This window comes from Burkholderia sp. COPS, assembly GCF_019425585.1.
GTDB lineage: Bacteria > Pseudomonadota > Gammaproteobacteria > Burkholderiales > Burkholderiaceae > Burkholderia > Burkholderia cepacia.
Genome location: NZ_WIXR01000009.1, coordinates 423488 through 438845, shown reverse-complemented (window position 1 = coordinate 438845; position 15358 = coordinate 423488). Strand labels below are relative to the sequence as shown.

At 68.1% G+C, this 15358-nt stretch carries 17 protein-coding genes; 7 read left to right on the top strand and 10 right to left on the bottom strand.

Annotated elements, in window-relative coordinates:
* Positions 1–77: 77 nt before the first annotated feature.
* Complete coding sequence (locus tag FOZ70_RS07890) at positions 78–785, bottom strand: YceH family protein (protein ID WP_059553165.1); 708 nt, start codon at positions 783–785, stop codon at positions 78–80.
* Positions 786–1195: 410 nt separating this feature from the next.
* Here FOZ70_RS07890 and FOZ70_RS07885 point away from each other — a divergent pair, with 410 nt between their 5' ends.
* The gene (locus tag FOZ70_RS07885; protein WP_219705439.1) at positions 1196–1960 is read left to right on the top strand and encodes an SDR family oxidoreductase; all 765 of its coding nucleotides are present in this window, start codon (positions 1196–1198) and stop codon (positions 1958–1960) included.
* Positions 1961–1973: 13 nt separating this feature from the next.
* On the opposite strand, the gene FOZ70_RS07880 is transcribed toward FOZ70_RS07885, so the two are convergent.
* Genes FOZ70_RS07880 through FOZ70_RS07870 form a run of 3 tightly spaced genes read right to left on the bottom strand, consistent with a single transcriptional unit; the run spans position 1974 to position 4406 of the window.
* Positions 1974–2681 (bottom strand): MOSC domain-containing protein, encoded by a 708-nt coding sequence (locus FOZ70_RS07880; RefSeq protein ID WP_021158665.1) that lies wholly within the window; start codon positions 2679–2681, stop codon positions 1974–1976.
* Positions 2678–3574 (bottom strand): dihydrodipicolinate synthase family protein, encoded by an 897-nt coding sequence (locus FOZ70_RS07875; RefSeq protein ID WP_219705436.1) that lies wholly within the window; start codon positions 3572–3574, stop codon positions 2678–2680. Before FOZ70_RS07875 ends, FOZ70_RS07880 begins: the two co-directional genes overlap by 4 nt.
* Before the next feature lie 49 nt (positions 3575–3623).
* Complete coding sequence (locus tag FOZ70_RS07870) at positions 3624–4406, bottom strand: aldolase (protein ID WP_219705433.1); 783 nt, start codon at positions 4404–4406, stop codon at positions 3624–3626.
* 133 nt (positions 4407–4539) lie between these two features.
* Between FOZ70_RS07870 and FOZ70_RS07865 the strand changes: the two genes are divergently transcribed.
* Entirely contained in the window at positions 4540–5082 is a 543-nt protein-coding gene (locus FOZ70_RS07865) for an XRE family transcriptional regulator (protein ID WP_021158662.1), read from the top strand.
* Between the two features lie 31 nt (positions 5083–5113).
* Positions 5114–5851: a histidine utilization repressor gene (gene hutC, locus FOZ70_RS07860; RefSeq protein WP_048023760.1), complete on the top strand. Its 738-nt coding sequence runs from the start codon at positions 5114–5116 to the stop codon at positions 5849–5851.
* 104 nt (positions 5852–5955) lie between these two features.
* On the opposite strand, the gene FOZ70_RS07855 is transcribed toward hutC, so the two are convergent.
* Positions 5956–6804: a phytanoyl-CoA dioxygenase family protein gene (locus tag FOZ70_RS07855; RefSeq protein WP_124841458.1), complete on the bottom strand. Its 849-nt coding sequence runs from the start codon at positions 6802–6804 to the stop codon at positions 5956–5958.
* Between the two features lie 39 nt (positions 6805–6843).
* Positions 6844–7647, bottom strand: a complete 804-nt coding sequence (locus tag FOZ70_RS07850) for an ABC transporter substrate-binding protein (RefSeq protein ID WP_048023756.1) — start codon at positions 7645–7647, stop codon at positions 6844–6846.
* Positions 7648–8087: 440 nt separating this feature from the next.
* Between FOZ70_RS07850 and FOZ70_RS07845 the strand changes: the two genes are divergently transcribed.
* Both FOZ70_RS07845 and FOZ70_RS07840 read left to right on the top strand, forming a co-directional pair.
* Entirely contained in the window at positions 8088–8567 is a 480-nt protein-coding gene (locus FOZ70_RS07845) for a helix-turn-helix domain-containing protein (RefSeq protein WP_021158659.1), read from the top strand.
* Positions 8564–9253, top strand: a complete 690-nt coding sequence (locus tag FOZ70_RS07840) for a nucleotidyl transferase AbiEii/AbiGii toxin family protein (RefSeq protein ID WP_021158658.1) — start codon at positions 8564–8566, stop codon at positions 9251–9253. The genes FOZ70_RS07845 and FOZ70_RS07840 overlap by 4 nt, the downstream gene beginning before the upstream one ends.
* Positions 9254–9256: 3 nt before the next feature.
* Here FOZ70_RS07840 and FOZ70_RS07835 read toward each other — a convergent pair whose 3' ends face one another.
* Positions 9257–9931, bottom strand: a complete 675-nt coding sequence (locus FOZ70_RS07835; RefSeq protein WP_021158657.1) for an ankyrin repeat domain-containing protein — start codon at positions 9929–9931, stop codon at positions 9257–9259.
* Between the two features lie 185 nt (positions 9932–10116).
* On the opposite strand from FOZ70_RS07835, the gene FOZ70_RS07830 reads away from it, so the two are divergent.
* Positions 10117–10980 carry a LysR family transcriptional regulator gene (locus FOZ70_RS07830; protein WP_021158656.1) on the top strand — a complete coding sequence of 288 codons (864 nt, stop codon included), beginning with the start codon at positions 10117–10119 and terminating at the stop codon, positions 10978–10980.
* A gap of 107 nt (positions 10981–11087) precedes the next feature.
* Here FOZ70_RS07830 and FOZ70_RS07825 read toward each other — a convergent pair whose 3' ends face one another.
* The 3 genes from FOZ70_RS07825 to FOZ70_RS07815 form a co-directional block, all read right to left on the bottom strand.
* Complete coding sequence (locus tag FOZ70_RS07825; RefSeq protein ID WP_153490385.1) at positions 11088–11573, bottom strand: nuclear transport factor 2 family protein; 486 nt, start codon at positions 11571–11573, stop codon at positions 11088–11090.
* 67 nt (positions 11574–11640) lie between these two features.
* Positions 11641–12825 (bottom strand): amidohydrolase family protein, encoded by a 1185-nt coding sequence (locus tag FOZ70_RS07820; protein ID WP_219705430.1) that lies wholly within the window; start codon positions 12823–12825, stop codon positions 11641–11643.
* A 102-nt stretch (positions 12826–12927) separates the two neighbouring features.
* Positions 12928–14127, bottom strand: coding sequence for an amidohydrolase family protein (locus FOZ70_RS07815; RefSeq protein ID WP_219705427.1), 1200 nt, complete (start codon positions 14125–14127; stop codon positions 12928–12930).
* 538 nt (positions 14128–14665) lie between these two features.
* Here FOZ70_RS07815 and FOZ70_RS07810 point away from each other — a divergent pair.
* Positions 14666–15313, top strand: a complete 648-nt coding sequence (locus FOZ70_RS07810) for a glycine zipper 2TM domain-containing protein (protein ID WP_021158654.1) — start codon at positions 14666–14668, stop codon at positions 15311–15313.
* Positions 15314–15358 lie beyond the last annotated feature (45 nt).

Here is a 15358-nt window from a genome sequence, read left to right as displayed (position 1 = left end):
CGGCATCCGCATCGCGCCCCCGCCCGGCCGCATAACGACCGGGTCGGGCGAGGGCGCATGAACCGCAGTCGCTCGTGTCAGGACGCGTCGCCTTGCGCGTCGACGTCGATGCCGAGTTCGCCGGCCATCCGCAGAACCAGCGCATTCAGTCGCGCCACTTCATCCGCGAGGCGCTTCTGTTCAGCCTTCAGCGCTTCGAATTCCGAAGGCGGCACGGAATCCGCGCCGCCGGCCTCCGCACCCGCGAAGTCGGCCACGTTCACTTCGCCGCACATCAGGTGCATCCAGCGGTTCTCGCGCGCGCCCGGCGCACGCGGCAACCGGACGACGAGCGGCTGCGCGCGCGCCGCGAGTTCGTCGAGGAACGCCTCGACCGACGAGATATCCGCGAAACCGTGCAGGCGCGCGCTGTTCAGGCGCAGCTCGGCGGCCGTTTGCGGGCCGCGCAGCAGCAGGATCGTCAGCAGCGCGATCGCCTGGCTCGGGATGCCGAGCACGCGGTTCGCGTTGTGCTCGAAACGCGGCACGCGGCTGCTGCTGCCTTCCATCACGAGGCTCAGGTGCTTCAGCCCGTCGAGCGCGGTCGTGACTTCGTCCTCGCTGACGTTCATCACCGGCGAGCGCGCGGTTTTCTGGTTGCAGCCCGCGGTCAGCGCATTCAGCGACAGCGGATAGGTGTCCGGCACCGTGTGCTGTTTCTCGACGAGCACACCGAGAATGCGGGCCTCGAGGGGCGTGAGTTCGCGAAGGGCGCGTGGCGTGGGCGTATCCGGCGTGGTGGTCATGAGTGGCGTCGCAGCGTGCAGCAGGTGAAGGGAAACAGTCGCGGCCCGTCCGGCATCGCGCACGGGCGAGCCATATGATAGCTCGCGACGCATGGCCCGGTGCCGCTCGCCGCGCCGGCGCGCGCACTTGCCGCAGCCGGCTTTCGCCCGCCCTGCCTGCCGGCCGTCGCCGCGCGGCGACGGATGCGCGCCGTGACGGCGATTCCGCCGCCTCGCACGCGGCGGCGTTTGCGCGACACGCATGCCAGCGCTACGATATGCGTCACCCCGACGTCCGCGGCGCCGCGCGAGCGCTTTCGCACGCATCACCACGCATCGCCCGTCCCGCACGCCATGCCGCCGTGCATGCGCGTCGCCCGTCGACGCCGCTCATCCGCTCATCCATTCACCCCTTCGACCCGCTCACCGCCATGACCGCATCCTCTCCCGCACCGCACGTGCGCGCCATCGTCACCGGACACACGCGCGGCCTCGGCGCGTCGCTCGCCGAACAGCTGCTGCTGGAAGGCATCGCCGTGCTGGGCGTGTCGCGCGGCCGTCATCCGACGCTCGCGTCGCAAGCCGGCGACCGATTCACCGAAATCGAACTCGACCTGTCGGACACGCCGGCCGTCGCGGCATGGCTGGCCGGCGACACGCTGCGCCGCTTCGTCGACGGCGCGTCGATCGTGCTGCTGTTCAACAACGCGGGCATCGTCGATCCGATCGGCCCGCTCGCCGCGCAGGATCCGGCGATCGTCGCGCGCGCGGTCGGCGTGAACGTCGCGGCGCCGCTGATGCTGTCGGCCACGCTCGCGCAAGCGGCATCGGCCACGACCGAATGCCGGATCCTGCACGTATCGAGCGGCGCGGCGCGCAACGCGTACGCGGGCTGGAGCGTCTACTGCGCGACCAAGGCCGCGCTCGATCATCATGCGCGCGCGGTCGCGCTCGACGCGAACCGCGCGTTGCGGATCTGCAGCGTCGCGCCGGGCGTCGTCGACACGGGCATGCAGGCAACGATCCGCTCGACCAGCGAAGACAACTTCCCGATGCGCGAGAAATTCGACCAGTTGAAGTCGAGCGGCGCGCTCGCGACGCCCGAGGCGGCCGCGCGGCAGTTGATCGGCCATGCACTGAGCGATGCGTTCGGCTCGGTACCGACCGCCGACGTGCGGGAACTGCCGGGCCACTGAGCCACGCCGAACGTCAACGTCCTTCGAGCCGCTTCGTCCAGTCTTCGACCCGCCGCTCCGCCCGGCGCCTGTCGAGCAGCTTGCGCCAGCCGGCCGGCAGTATCGGGACCTCGCACAGCGCGTCGAGCGCGGCCATGTCGAGCGTGCGCCGGTACAGCACGTCGAGCACCGCCGACAACGTCCATTGCGGATAGACGCGCCGCTGCAGCGCCAGCACGTCGCCCGGCGCCACCCAGCCCGCCTGCAGCACGCGGTAATACCAGCCGGTCCGGCCGCTCTGCTGCACGAGCGCGGCCATCCGCGGATGATCGAAGCGCGCGTTGAGCTTCCAGCACGGCTGCCGCGACTGCGACACCTGAAGCACGGCGCCGCCGAGCGTGAACTCGTCGCCGAGACACACGTCGTGCTCGGTCACGCCGTGCGTCGACAGGTTCTCGCCGAACGCACCCGGTTGCGCGAGCACGTCGCGCGCGCCGATCTGCGCGGCCCACCATGCGTAGTGATCGTGCGCATAGTGGTGCACCGCCTTGTCGGGGCCGCCGTGATGCCGCGCATCGGCCTGCTCGTCGCCGGCAAAACCGAGCGCGCCCAGCCACAAGCGCGATCCGACCGGCTGCTTGTCGATCGCGCTGGCGTGCGGCGTGCCCGCCAGCGGCCGGCTCGCGCCGATCCGCACCGCGCCGATAACGGCCGAGATCGCCGGCCGTGCCGCGTCGCTCATGTCGTCACACCGTCAGGCAATGCCGCCAGCAGGCGTTCGAGTTCGCGTGTACGCGCGTCGCCGAGCGGCATCAGCGGTTTCCTCGGTTCGCCGGCATCGAAGCCGCACAGGCGCAGCCCGGCCTTCACGGTCACCGGCAAGCCACCGTTGACGATGAACTGCAGCAGCGGCAGCTGCGCCTGAAAAACCGCCCGGGCGCGTGCCAGATCGCCCGCGCGCATCGCGTCGAACAGCGCCAGCGGCAACGCCGCATTCAGGTTCGGCGCGGCCGTGCACCATCCGGCCGCGCCGGCCGCGAGCGCGGCAAGCGCCATCGGGTTGCTGCCGTTGTAGAACGGAATCGCGCCGTCGCTCAGTTGCGCGAGACGGTGCATCCGCCCGATGTCGCCCGTGCTCTCCTTCACCATCGTCACGTTGTCGACGGTCCGGCAGATCGTCGCGATCAGGTCGGGCGACATGTCGACGCCGCTCGTCGCGGGGTTGTTGTACAGCATGATCGGGATGCCGATGGCAGCGCCGATCGCGCGATAGTGCGCGACGATCTCGTCGTGACCGAGCTTCCAGTACGACACCGGCAGCACCATCACCGCATCGGCGCCGGCCTGCTCGGCGAAGCGCGCGCGGCGCACCGCGCCCGCCGTGGCGAGATCGGAAATACCGACGACGGTCGGCACGCGCCGGCGCACCGCGCGGATCGACGCGGTGGCGACCGCCTCCCATTCGGCGTCGGACAGGTACGCGCTCTCGCCGGTACTGCCCAGTGGCGCGATCGCGTGGACGCCGTCGGCAATCAGGCGCTCGATCAGCGCGTCGAGCGCCGTGAGGTCGACGCCGCCGTCGGCGGAGAACGGTGTAACCGGGTAGGCAATGATGCCTTTCAGCAGGATGGACACGATAGTAATCCTCAGTGATGGTCGGGCGCGGCGGCGGCGAATCGCCCGCTCACGCGACGCAGTCCCGATGCGTGCGCAATGCCCTGCGCGCGTAGTAGTCGAAGGTCACCGCGTCGCGCTTCGGCTTCGAAATCCAGTCGTGCGCTTCGCGCGCCAGCGCCGGCGGCACCGGCCTGATCTCGCCGGCCGCCATCGCGAGCAGTTGCAGCTTCGCGGCCCGCTCGATCAGCAGCGCGAGGATGCACGCTTCCTCGATCGTCTTGCCGACCACGAGCTGGCCGTGATGCGACAGCAGGATCGCGCGCTTGCTGCCGAGCGCCTTCGAGATGATCTCGCCCTCCTCGTTGCCGACCGGCACGCCGGGCCAGTCCTTCAGGAACGCGCAATCGTCGTACAGCGGGCAGGTATCCATGTGCGACACGACGAGCGGCTGCTCGAGCATCGACAGCGCCGCGACATGCGCCGGATGCGTATGGATGATGCAGTTCACGTCCGGGCGCTCGCGATAGATCCACGTATGGAACCGGTTGGCCGGATTCGGGATGCCTTCGCCGTCGACGACGTCGAGATCCTCGTTCACGCGCAGCAGGTTCGCGGCCGAGATCTCGTCGAAACCGAGCCCGAGCCGCTGCGTGTAGTACGTGCCGGCGTCGCCCGCGCGGCAGGTGATCTGCCCGGCCAGGCCGGAATCGTGGCCGGCATCGAACAGGATCCGGCACGTGAGCGCGAGCTTCTGCCGCGCGGACCAGCCGCTGTCGCCCACCTCGTTGTCGAGACGCCGCTCCGCCAGTGCGATCAGCGCCTCCTTCGTCAGATTCAGCGTTTCCGCCATGTTCACCTCCTGAATGGACCGGGTCGGTCGCGCCGTCCGCGCCGCTTTCCCGGGAACACGTGACACACGATACACCACAGGACACTTTGTGTCATGCGTTACAATCGGTTTTTCGAAGGACACCTGGCGCCCCATGACGATTCGCCTGAAGCTGCTCAGAAAACAGAAGGGCTGGACGCTCGATGTGCTGGCCGACGAGACGGGCCTCACCAAGAGCTACCTGTCGAAAGTCGAGCGCGGCCTGAGCGTGCCGTCGATCGCGGTCGCGCTGAAGCTGTCGAAGGCACTGAATGTCGATGTCGAACAGCTGTTCTCGGAAAGCCGCAACCGCGAGCTGATCACGGTCACGCGCGCCGGCGAGCGCACGGCGATGGGCGCGGCGGCCGACAGCCACGCACACCGCTTCGAGAGCATCGCGGCCGGCGTCGCGCCGAAGAAGATGCTGCCGTTCGTCGTGCATCCGCCGCACGAATTCGTCGCATCGACGTTCCGCGAGCACGAAGGCGAGGAATTCCTGTTCGTGCACAAGGGGCGCGTCGAAATCGAATTCCCGAACGAGACGGTGCAACTCAAGACCGGCGATTCAGTCTATTTCAACGCACTCATCCCGCACCGCACGCGCAGCCTCGGCGCCGCGCAGGCGGAGATCCTGGTCATCGTCAGTCACGACGACTAGCCTCGCCACCTCTTCGCGCAAGGATCCCCCGATGGTCACGAAGGCCACCGCACCGTTCCAGCAGATCAAGACGCTCGTTCGACAGAACGTCGACTCGGGCGACTGGCGCCCCGGCGACCGCATTCCGTCCGAGCTCGATCTCGCCGCGCAGTTCGGCGTCGCACGCATGACGGTCAACCGCGCGCTGCGCGAGCTGACCGAGGAAGGCGTGCTGAAGCGCATCGCGGGCGTCGGCACGTTCGTCGCCGAGGTGAAGCCGCAGTCGAACCTGCTGATGATCGCGCACATCCGCGACGAAATCCGCGCGCGCGGGCACGAATACCGCTGCCGCGTGCTGAGCCAGTCGAGCGAGCCCGCGTCGTTCGACGTCGCGGCCGCGTTCGGCCTACCGGTCAATACGCCGGTTTTTCACGTGGTGTGCGTGCACGAGGAAAACGGCCGCCCGATCCAGCTCGAGGATCGCTACGTGAACCCGGCCGCCGCGCCCGGTTTCATCGACCAGGATTTCCAGGTCGAACCGCCGTCCGAGTACCTGTACAACAACGTGTCGCACTACGAACTGGAAATCGAGCACGTGGTCGATGCGTCGCTGCCGACCGGCGAACAGGCGCGGCTGCTCGACATGCGCGCCGACGAGCCGTGCCTCACGCTCACACGCCGCACCTGGACGAACGGGTTGCCCGTCACGTTCGTGCACTTCCTGCATCCGGGCAACCGCTACCGGCTCGGCTCGCGCTTCAAGCCGGGCGCCGGGCGCCACCCGACCTGATCCTTCGTCACGCACCCTTCGTCAAACACCGGCCCGCACTAAAGCGCGCGGCGGCCGTTTCGTCAAAAAACGGCCGCCGCGTCGTTCATGCCCGCCCGCCGGCGTCAGAGCGCGCCGGCCTGCCCCGCGCCACGCGACCACACGACCGGAAACAGCGGGTGGTCGAGCGGCGCGCCATCGGGCAGTTGCTCCGCGAGCCCGGGGAAATCGGGCGACGTCTTCCAGCGGCGCGGCGCGTGACGAATATCGTCGCCGACGAAGCGGATCGAGAACGCGCGCCGACGGTTCTGCGTACCGCCCGACGCGTGCAGCGTGAGCATCCGGAAGCACACCATGTCGCCGGGCTCGAGCGCCCAATGGCGGATCGGGAAGGCCGCGCGGTCGCCTTCGATGTCGGGCAGGTCCGCGAGGCTGCCTTCCGGAAACCACTTCGCTTCCTTGTCCATGAACGTGCGCGGCATCAGCCACGGCCCGCGATGCGAGCCCGCGACGAATTCCAGCGTCGATTCGAGCGGCACCGGATCGACCGGAATCCACATGCTGACGTTGTCGTCGCCCTCGATGTTGTAGTACGGCTGGTCCTGGTGCCACGGCGTGCGCTGCCGCGTGCCGGGCTCCTTCACGAGCAGGTGGTCATGATGGAGCCGCACGTTCTCCGTGCCCATCAGCGCGGCGGCCACCGACGGCGCGGGCGAGCGCACGATGAAGTCGCGATACGCGTCGTTGTGCTGCCAGTTGCAGAAATCCTCGAAGAACCAGCCCGGATCGTCGGGCCGGCTTGCGACTTTCGCGCGCGGGCTCGGCTGCGCGAGATTCGCGTCGATGCCGGCGCGCAGCGCGGCGACTTCGTCGGGCGAGAAGATGCCCTTGATGCAGACCGCACCTTCCTCGCGGAACGCGGCGATCAGTTCGGGCGTCACGGCTTGCGCGACGCGCTCCTCGATACTCGTCATGGTGTGCCTGTCGATTGAATGAATTGCGGAGTCACCGAATCACGGTGCCGAAGTCAGCTGCTGCTTCGCACCGTAGATGTCGAAGTCGAAATATTTCGCGGCGATCTTCTGGTACGTACCGTTCGCGCGGATCGCGACGATCGCGTCGTTCAGCCGCTTCTTCATCGCGTCGTCGCCCTTGCGCACGCCCATCGCGACGCCGTAGCCGGTGATCCGCACGTCGGTCACGTCGGGGCCCGCGAACGCATAGCCCTTGCCGCGCGGCGTCTTCAGGAACGAATAGCCGGCCTGCGTCTTGTCCTGGAAGGTCGCGTCGAGGCGGCCGTTGACGAGATCCTGGTACACCTGGTCCTGGTTCTGGTACGAGACGATCGTCACGCCCCTGGTCGCCCATTCGGCTTTCGCGTACGCCTCCTGCGTCGTGCCCTGGTCGATCCCGACGCGCTTGCCCGCAAGCGACGCGGCGGTCGGCAGCAGCTTCGAACCGACCGGCGCGACGAGCGCACCCGGCGACGCATACAGCTTGTTCGAGAAGTCGATCTGCTTGAGCCGCTCGTCGGTGGCCGTCATCGCGGACATGATCACGTCGAACTTGCGCGCGCGCAGCGCCGGAATCATCCCGTCGAAGCCCTGCTCGACCCAGACGCACTTCGCACGCAGCTGCTCGCAGATCGCATTGCGCAGGTCGATGTCGAAGCCGGCGAGCGAGCCGTCGGGCTGCTTCGCCTCGAACGGCGGATACGTGGGGTCGATGCCCCAGCGGATCGTCGACGTGTCCTGCGCGAACGACACGAGCGGCGCGAACGCCAGCGCGGTAACGAGAAGCTTTGCAGTGCGGTTCATGGCGTGTCCTTGATGGTCTCGACGCGGCGCGCAAGCGCCGGCGTCCGGTGGGGGGCGGTGCGCGAACGACTGGGACTTCGATGAAACTGCGATGCAGTCTAGACCGCTCAATTTTTGAGCGCAAGCGGGGGAAGACGGGATGGGCGGCTTAAGGCCGGGTGGAAGCGAGACGACAGAGATCGCGCGCGAAACAAGCCTGAATGGCGAGGATTTTCGCGGTTTTCGGGTGTTTACCCTGCGAGACGCACACCAGCAACAGAGCGTGTTTTTCCGGATATCCGAGAAATAGCGATGTCTATACAGGTATCGCCCGATCCCGATCCAGTGGCGTTGGCGATGCGTCCTATACCGCCCCAGGCGTTCTCAGAGACAATAAGCCATCCGGACATGTAAGATATACTTTACATTCAAGCGTATTGAATCTGCGCCGGGAGGTCAACGTGCAACTCTATGAAATCGGTCAGGCCGTTGCGAGACGGAGGGCGGAACTCGATCTCACGCAGGCCCAGCTTGCCAAGCTCGCCGGGCTGTCTCGGTTCACCGTCAACCAGCTCGAAGCCGGCAAAGTCAAGGATCTCGGAATCAACAAGCTGATCCCGTTGCTCAGCGTGCTCGGCATCGAACTTCTGGCATTGCCGCGACAGGCCCATAACGGCCTCTACAAGGCCGTCGTGAGCGCGAACGTCAGCTACAAGGGTGAATTGACCGAACGCCTGCTGGCCGACGCGTTGACCACTGGACACATTCCGGAAGGATACGAGTCACAGTTCTCCGTCATCCTCGACGAGGTGCCGTTACCTGTCGTGGTGAAGGCGGCAGAGGAAGCCGCCGAACGCTCGGGCACCCCGCTTCGGACCATCTGGAAAAACCTCGCGGCATGGTCGAAGGATCTTCACCTGTATCGGGAGGTATGGGCATGACCGCACCATCCGCGTTGCCTGACGGCCCGTGGCAAGGCCTTTTTCGTCACGCAGTGACGCTGGTTGACGAGATACGCAAGCACGGCACGTCGAATCCGTTCTGGACGTTCGGCGGAGGCACGGTTCTCATGCTGCGCCATGGCCATCGCGTGAGCAAGGACGTCGACATCTTTGTACCCGACCCACAATATCTCGGGTACGTGAATCCCCGCATCAGCGACGCCGCATCCGACATCACGACGGACTACGAAGAACATGCTGGTTTCGTGAAACTGGTACTGCCCGACGGCGAAATCGACTTCGTAGTCTCCCGAAATCTAATGTCTCCCGGCTACGACGAATGGATGCTGATGGATCACGTCGTCAAGGTCGAGACTTCCGCGGAAATCGTCGCCAAGAAAATGTGGCACCGTGGCGATCGCCCGACCGCGCGGGACCTGTTCGATTTGTGTCTGGTCATCGAGCGAGAACCGGACAGCCTGATGCAAGCAGGGGCATTTCTCGTTCGACATCGCGATACGTTTTTGCGTCTGCTCAACGAGCATCGTACCTTCGTCAAGTCGCGTTTCGACGACATCCAGACACTCGGCTACACGCCGTCGTTCGACTATTGCGTCGAACTGGCCGAAGCATTCCTGCGCAAACTTCCCGGCGGCACGCCCGAACAAAAGTCACGCCGCCGCTAAGCGTTACCGCGCCCCCGCCCCCACCAGCACCCGCTCGATCGCCGCATACCCGCGCCGCCGCGCATGCTGCAGCGGCGTCACACCGTTCGAGTCCGCCAGATTGACGTTCGCGTGCCCGTCGACGAGCAACTGCACGATCCGCACATAACGCTCGCTGCCGTCGCCGAGCATGATCGCCTCCAGCAGCGCAGTCCAGCCGAGCCGGTTCACGTGGTCGACGTTCACGCCCGCGTCGATCAGCGTGCGCACCGTCTCCACATGGCCGCGCTCCGCCGCCGGAATCAGCGCGGTGCCGCGATAGCGGTTCGTGCTGCGCAGGTCCGCGCCGTGCGCGAGCGTCAGCCGCAGGATGTCGAGATAACCGCGCGCACCGGCATACAAATACGGGCTGTCCTGGATCGCGTCCTTCGCGTTGACGTCCGCGCCCGCGTCGATCAGCACGCGCGCCGCCTCGACGCGATTGCCGTGTGTCGCGATCAGCAGCGCGGTGCGCCCCTGCCCGTCGCGCGAATCGATCTGCGCGCCGCGTTCGAGCAGCAGCCGCAGTTCGCCCACGTCGCCCCGGTCGGCCGCGCTGCGCAACCTGCCCTCGAGCGCGCCGCCGTCGGCGGCGGCCACGGCCGACGTGAGCGTGGTCAACGCAAACGAGCCGACGATTGCGATCCGTTTGAAAAACATCCAGTGTCCTCCTGGCCTGCCGCGCACGCCGAAGCACGGCCGATGCGATGCATCACGCGCCCCCGTGGCGCCACCCGACGCCGCGCCGGGTCCGGCGAAACCGCGATTGCCCACGGCATCCGGCCATGTTAAAAGTCGTCGCACGCATTTGGAAATGAAATGCTCGAATCCACAGAAGTGCAGAAATGAATAGACCCCTGTTCGACATCGACCTGCTGCGCGCGCTCGTGATGGTCGCCGACTGCGGCAGCTTCACGACGGCGTCCGCGCGCCTGCACTCGACGCAGTCGACGGTCAGCCAGAAGGTGCGCCGGCTCGAGGAAATCGCCGGGCATCGCCTGCTCGACCGCGGCACGCGCGACGTGCGGCCGACCGACGCGGGCGTGACGGTGCTCAGCTATGCGCGGCGCATGCTCGCGTTGAACGACGAGATGCTGGAAGCGCTGTCGGGTGCGACGGTCGCGCTGACGATCCGGCTCGGCGTGCCCGACGATTTCGCGGCGGGCCGCACGACGCATGCGCTCGCGGCATTCAAGCGCGAGCATCCGCAAGTGAAGCTCGAGGTGATGTGCGGGCTGAGCCGCGACATCAGCGCCGCATACGACCGCGGCGAACTCGACCTCGTACTGATCAAGCAGCGCCGCGACAGCCGCGAGGCCGTCGTGCGCTGGCCCGAGAAGCTGCGCTGGATCGACAGCGCCGCGCATCCGTCGATCGATCTCGACCCGGTGCCGATCGTCGTGTTTCCGCCGCGCGGGCTCTATCGCGACGACATGATCAAGGCGATCGAGGAGCGCGGCCGCCGCTGGCGGATCAGCTTCACGACGTCGAGCCTGAGCGGCATCCAGGCCGCCGTCGCCGACGGGCTCGGCATCAGCGTGCTGCCCGCGCGCGTGGTGACGGACGAACACGTCGTGCTGACCGCGAAGGAGGGTTTCGCGCCGATCGAACACATGGACATCGCGATCCTGCATCGGCCGACGGCCGACCCGATGGTCAGCGAACTGACGAAGGCGCTCGCGGCCATGCTGGAGCACGAGGAGCAGTAGGAAAGAGAAAGCCGGATGCGGCAAGCGGGCGGACGCCGCGACGCCGCCGGCACGGCCGATGCGACGCGCTCGCGGGCGCGTCGGCACGTCCGCGCGCCCGATCCCCGTCAGAACATCGTGTTACCGTTCGCGGCCTGCTCGGGCACGGGTTGATTGACGTCCCAGTGCTCGACGATCTTGCCGTTCTCGAGCCGGAAGATGTCCATGATCGCGCTGCCGCGCGTGCCGGGTTCGCGCACCGCGTGCACGTGCAGGATCACGTAGTCGCCGTCGACGAACGAGCGCTTGATCTCGCTGTGCGACCGCGGATACCTGTCGCGCAGGAACGCGACGAACTGGCGGAAGCCGTCGCGGCCGTCGGCCGCGTTCGGATTGTGCTGCACGTAACGATCGCCGACATACGCGAGTGCGGCGTCGGCATCCTTCTCGTTCAGGCCTTTTTCGTAGAACGCGAGCACCGTGCGCCGGTTCGCTTCCTGCTGCGCGTCCGTTCGCGCGTCCGTCGGCCCGGCCGCCACCGCATGCGCGGCACTCACGGCGAACAGGGCCGCCGCCATCCATCGTGCGGCCCGTGCCGCGGTCGTGCGTCGCATCGTCTTCTCCCGGGAAATCCGGCTGAAAACCGGATCATACCGGGGCGATGCTTCACCCGGGTTTCACTCAGACCAGCGCGCCGTTACGCGCCACGATCTTCCCCGACGACACGACGAGCCGACGCACCGGCCGTGCGACGACGGCCTCGGCGAACGTCAGCGCGTCGACCAGCACGACGTCCGCGCGGCTGCCCGGCTGCAGCCCGTAACCGTCGAAGCCGCAACCGCGCGCCGCGCCGTGCGTCACGCAGTCGAGCGCGACCTCGAGCGCGTCGTCGCGGCGGAAATCGTTGCGCATGCCGATCAGCATCGCGCGTTCGAGCATGTCGGGCGACCCGTACGGCGTCCACGTATCGCGCACGCCGTCGTTGCCGCCGATGACCGTCACGCCCGCCGCACGGCACGCGGCCACCGGCGGCACGGGCACCGCCGCCGGCGCGGTCGTGACGAGCCCGACGCCGAGTGCCGCCATCCGGGCAAGCAGCGCATCGCGCTCGCGTTCGGCGATATCGCCCAGACAGAACCCGTGGCTGATCGTCACCTTGCCCTGCATGCCGTGCGCCGCCGTGCGCTGCAGGATCAGGTCAAGCGAATACGCGCCCATCGAGCCGCGCTCGTGCAGGTGGAGGTCGAGCCCGCGGCCATGGCGTTCGGCGATCGCGAACAGCACGTCCACCGCCTCGACCGGATCGCCTTCGATCGCGCACGGGTCGAGCCCGCCGAGCAGATCGGCGCCGGCGGTGAGCGCGTCGGACAGCAGTGCGTCGGTGCCCGGCCGCTTGAGCACGCCCGATTGAGGAAACGCGACGATCTGGATTTCAACCTGCCCGCGCAGCGTCTCGCGTGTCGCGAGCACGCCGTGCAGATGCCGCAGCCCGGCTTCGGTATCGATGTCGACGTGCGTGCGGATACGCGTCGTGCCGGCCGCGAGGAATGCACGCGCCAGCGCGAGCGACGCGACGCCGGCGTCGTGGCCGCTCGTCGCGCGATAGTGGCGCTCGTTCTCGATCCGGTCGACGAGGCGCGGGCCGACCTGGTTGCGATACCACGGCATCCCCCAGTGCGTCTTGTCGAGGTGCGTATGGCCTTCGACGAGGCCGGGCAGCGCGAGCGCCCCCGCGCCGTCCTCGATCGCGCAGCCGGCGGGTGCGTCGAGCGACGGGCCGATGCGCGCGATGCGATCGTCTTCGATCAGGATGTCGAGCGCGGCGTCGGCGCTCGGGCGGACGTTGCGGATCAGCAGGTTCGTCATGTCGGTTCCGGTGTGGTCAGTCAGTGCGGTCAGTGCGGTCGGTACAGTCAGTGCAACGGGGCACGGCGCGTGCCGTGCCGCCGCTCAGGTCGGCCAGGCCGGTCAGCGCGTGAAGCGCAGCGCAGGGGCGAACGGCGCGCCCGTGTCGCTTTCGCCGCGGCGGAACACCCAGCGCTCGGCCGGCACGCCCGCGACGGCCGCCGCCGCATTCGGCGCACGCACCGCGACGAACGTCGCGTCGCAGCCGACAGCGATTCCATAGTTCTCCTTGCCGATCATGCGCGCGCCGGCATGCGTCGCCATGTCCAGCGCGATGCCGAGCGCTTCGTCGGTGTAGAAGCCCGACCGATAGCCGACCATCATCGCGCGCTGCAGCATGTCGCCGTTGCCGTACGGCCACCATGCGTCGCGGATGTTGTCGTTGCCCGCGATCACCTGCACGCCCGCGTCGCGCAGCGGCTGTACCGGCGGAAACGCGCAGTCGCCCGGCGCATTCGTCAGGATCGACACGCCGGCTTCGGCCAGTGCCGCCGCGGTGCGCCGCACGTCGTCGTCGCTCACCTGGCCGAGCGCGTACGCATGGCTCACGTTCACGCGCCCGCCGAGCCCCGCCGCGCGCGTGCGCGCCGCGATCCGCAGCAGTTGCGCGATGCCCGTCTCGCCCGGCTCGTGCAGGTGGATGTCGATCTTCGCGCCGCGCTTCTCGGCGATGCCGAACACGATGTCGAGCTGGCCGTCCGCGTCGCCGTCGAGTGTCGTCGGGTCGATCCCGCCGACCACGTCCGCGCCCTCGCGCACCGCTGCGTCGAGGATCTCCGCGGTGCCGGGGCACGTGACGACGCCGGCCTGCGGGAACGCGACGAGTTCGATGTCGACGATGCCGCGCCATTGCTCGCGCGCGGCCATCACGGCCTGCAGGTTCGACAGGCCCGTCGTCGCATCGACGTCGACGTGGCTGCGCATCGCGACGGTGCCGAACGCGGCGGCCTGCGCGATCAGCGCATTCGCGCGCTCGACGATCGGCGGCGCGGCCGCGAGCTGGCGCTTCTCGACCGCGAGCCGCTCGCGCAGCGTGCCGACCGTTTCGTGCGGCACCCAGCGATCGCCGACGAAGCTCTTGTCGAGGTGGATATGACCATCGACGAAACCGGGCAGCACGACGCGGCCGTCGAGGTCGATCGTTTCCGCGCCGGGCGCGGCCGCACGATCGGCGCCGATCGCGGCAAAGCGGCCGTCACGGACGACGAGGTCGATGGGCTGGCCGCCGGCATCGACGGCGTTGATGAAGATACGATCGGTCATGGCTCGGAATGTGGGGCGGTCGCGGCACGTCACCGGCGCGGACAGGGGAAGGCACCGCAGCCGGCCCGGCGCGACCGTTGGCAAGGAATCCGGCCACGATATCGGACGGCGCCGGCAGAGGCCAATTAAATGTCGCGATGCCGCGCATTCGATTTCGCGATGCGCAGCGCAAACGCCGCGCCAGCCACGTGCGGCTGCGGGGTCCGATCTCGTCGGCGACGGCCGCATGCCGACGGCCCGTCGGGTGACGTCGCCGAAGCCGACGTTTCGCGCGCCGGCATCGAGGGGCCGACTGCCTCGCAGGACGGGCCGCCGGACCGCTGTCGATCCGCGTCATCGCAGTTGCCGAACGGGCGCCGCCGCCCTCGCCGGGCATTGCGCGATCGCCCCGCCCCGGCGGCGATTTACGCGGCAACAGACTTTACACGTTGTTACCCGGCCGCACCGGACGCGCCACCCGCCATTCCTTATACTCACGCCGAGTTCGCCACCCGTCCTGGCATTCGTCGGCGAACCCGTTGCCGATGCAGGAATCATCATGATGCGCATGCCTTCCACGAAGACCGTTCTGTTCGCCTCGCTCGTCGCCGTCGCGGCGCTTCCGCTGACCGCCTGCGTCGCGCCGGGTTACTACGGCGCGCAGCCGGGGTATCCGCAGCAACAGCAATACGCGACGCCCGGCTACGCGCAGCCCGCGTATTCGCAACCGGGCTACGTGCAGCAGCAACAGCCGTATCCGAACCAGGCGCCGCAACCGTACGACCAGTACGGCAACCCGCAGCAATACGGGTCGCAGCCATATGACCAGTACGGCAATCAGCAGCAATACGGCAACGGCTACGGCACGCAGTACGGCACGGTCTCGAACATCCAGCCGGTCAACGGTTCGGTCGGCCCGTCGGGCGTGGCCGGCACCGTCGTCGGTGCGCTGGTCGGCGGCCTGGTGGGCAACCAGTTCGGCCGCGGTCACGGCCGCGATGCGGCGACCGTGATCGGTGCGCTCGGCGGCGCGGTGGCCGGCAACCAGATCGGCCAGCAGATGGGGGCCGCGCAAGGCCCGAGCAGCTACCGGATCGACGTGCAGGTCAGCGACGGCACGATGCGCTCGTTCGACGTGCAATCGCCGGGCAACCTCCGGCCGGGCGATCGCGTGCAGATCAACGGCAACCAGCTGGCGCGGTATTGATTCGGATGCGGTGCGCCTGACCTGATCGGGCGCATCGTCGCGCGT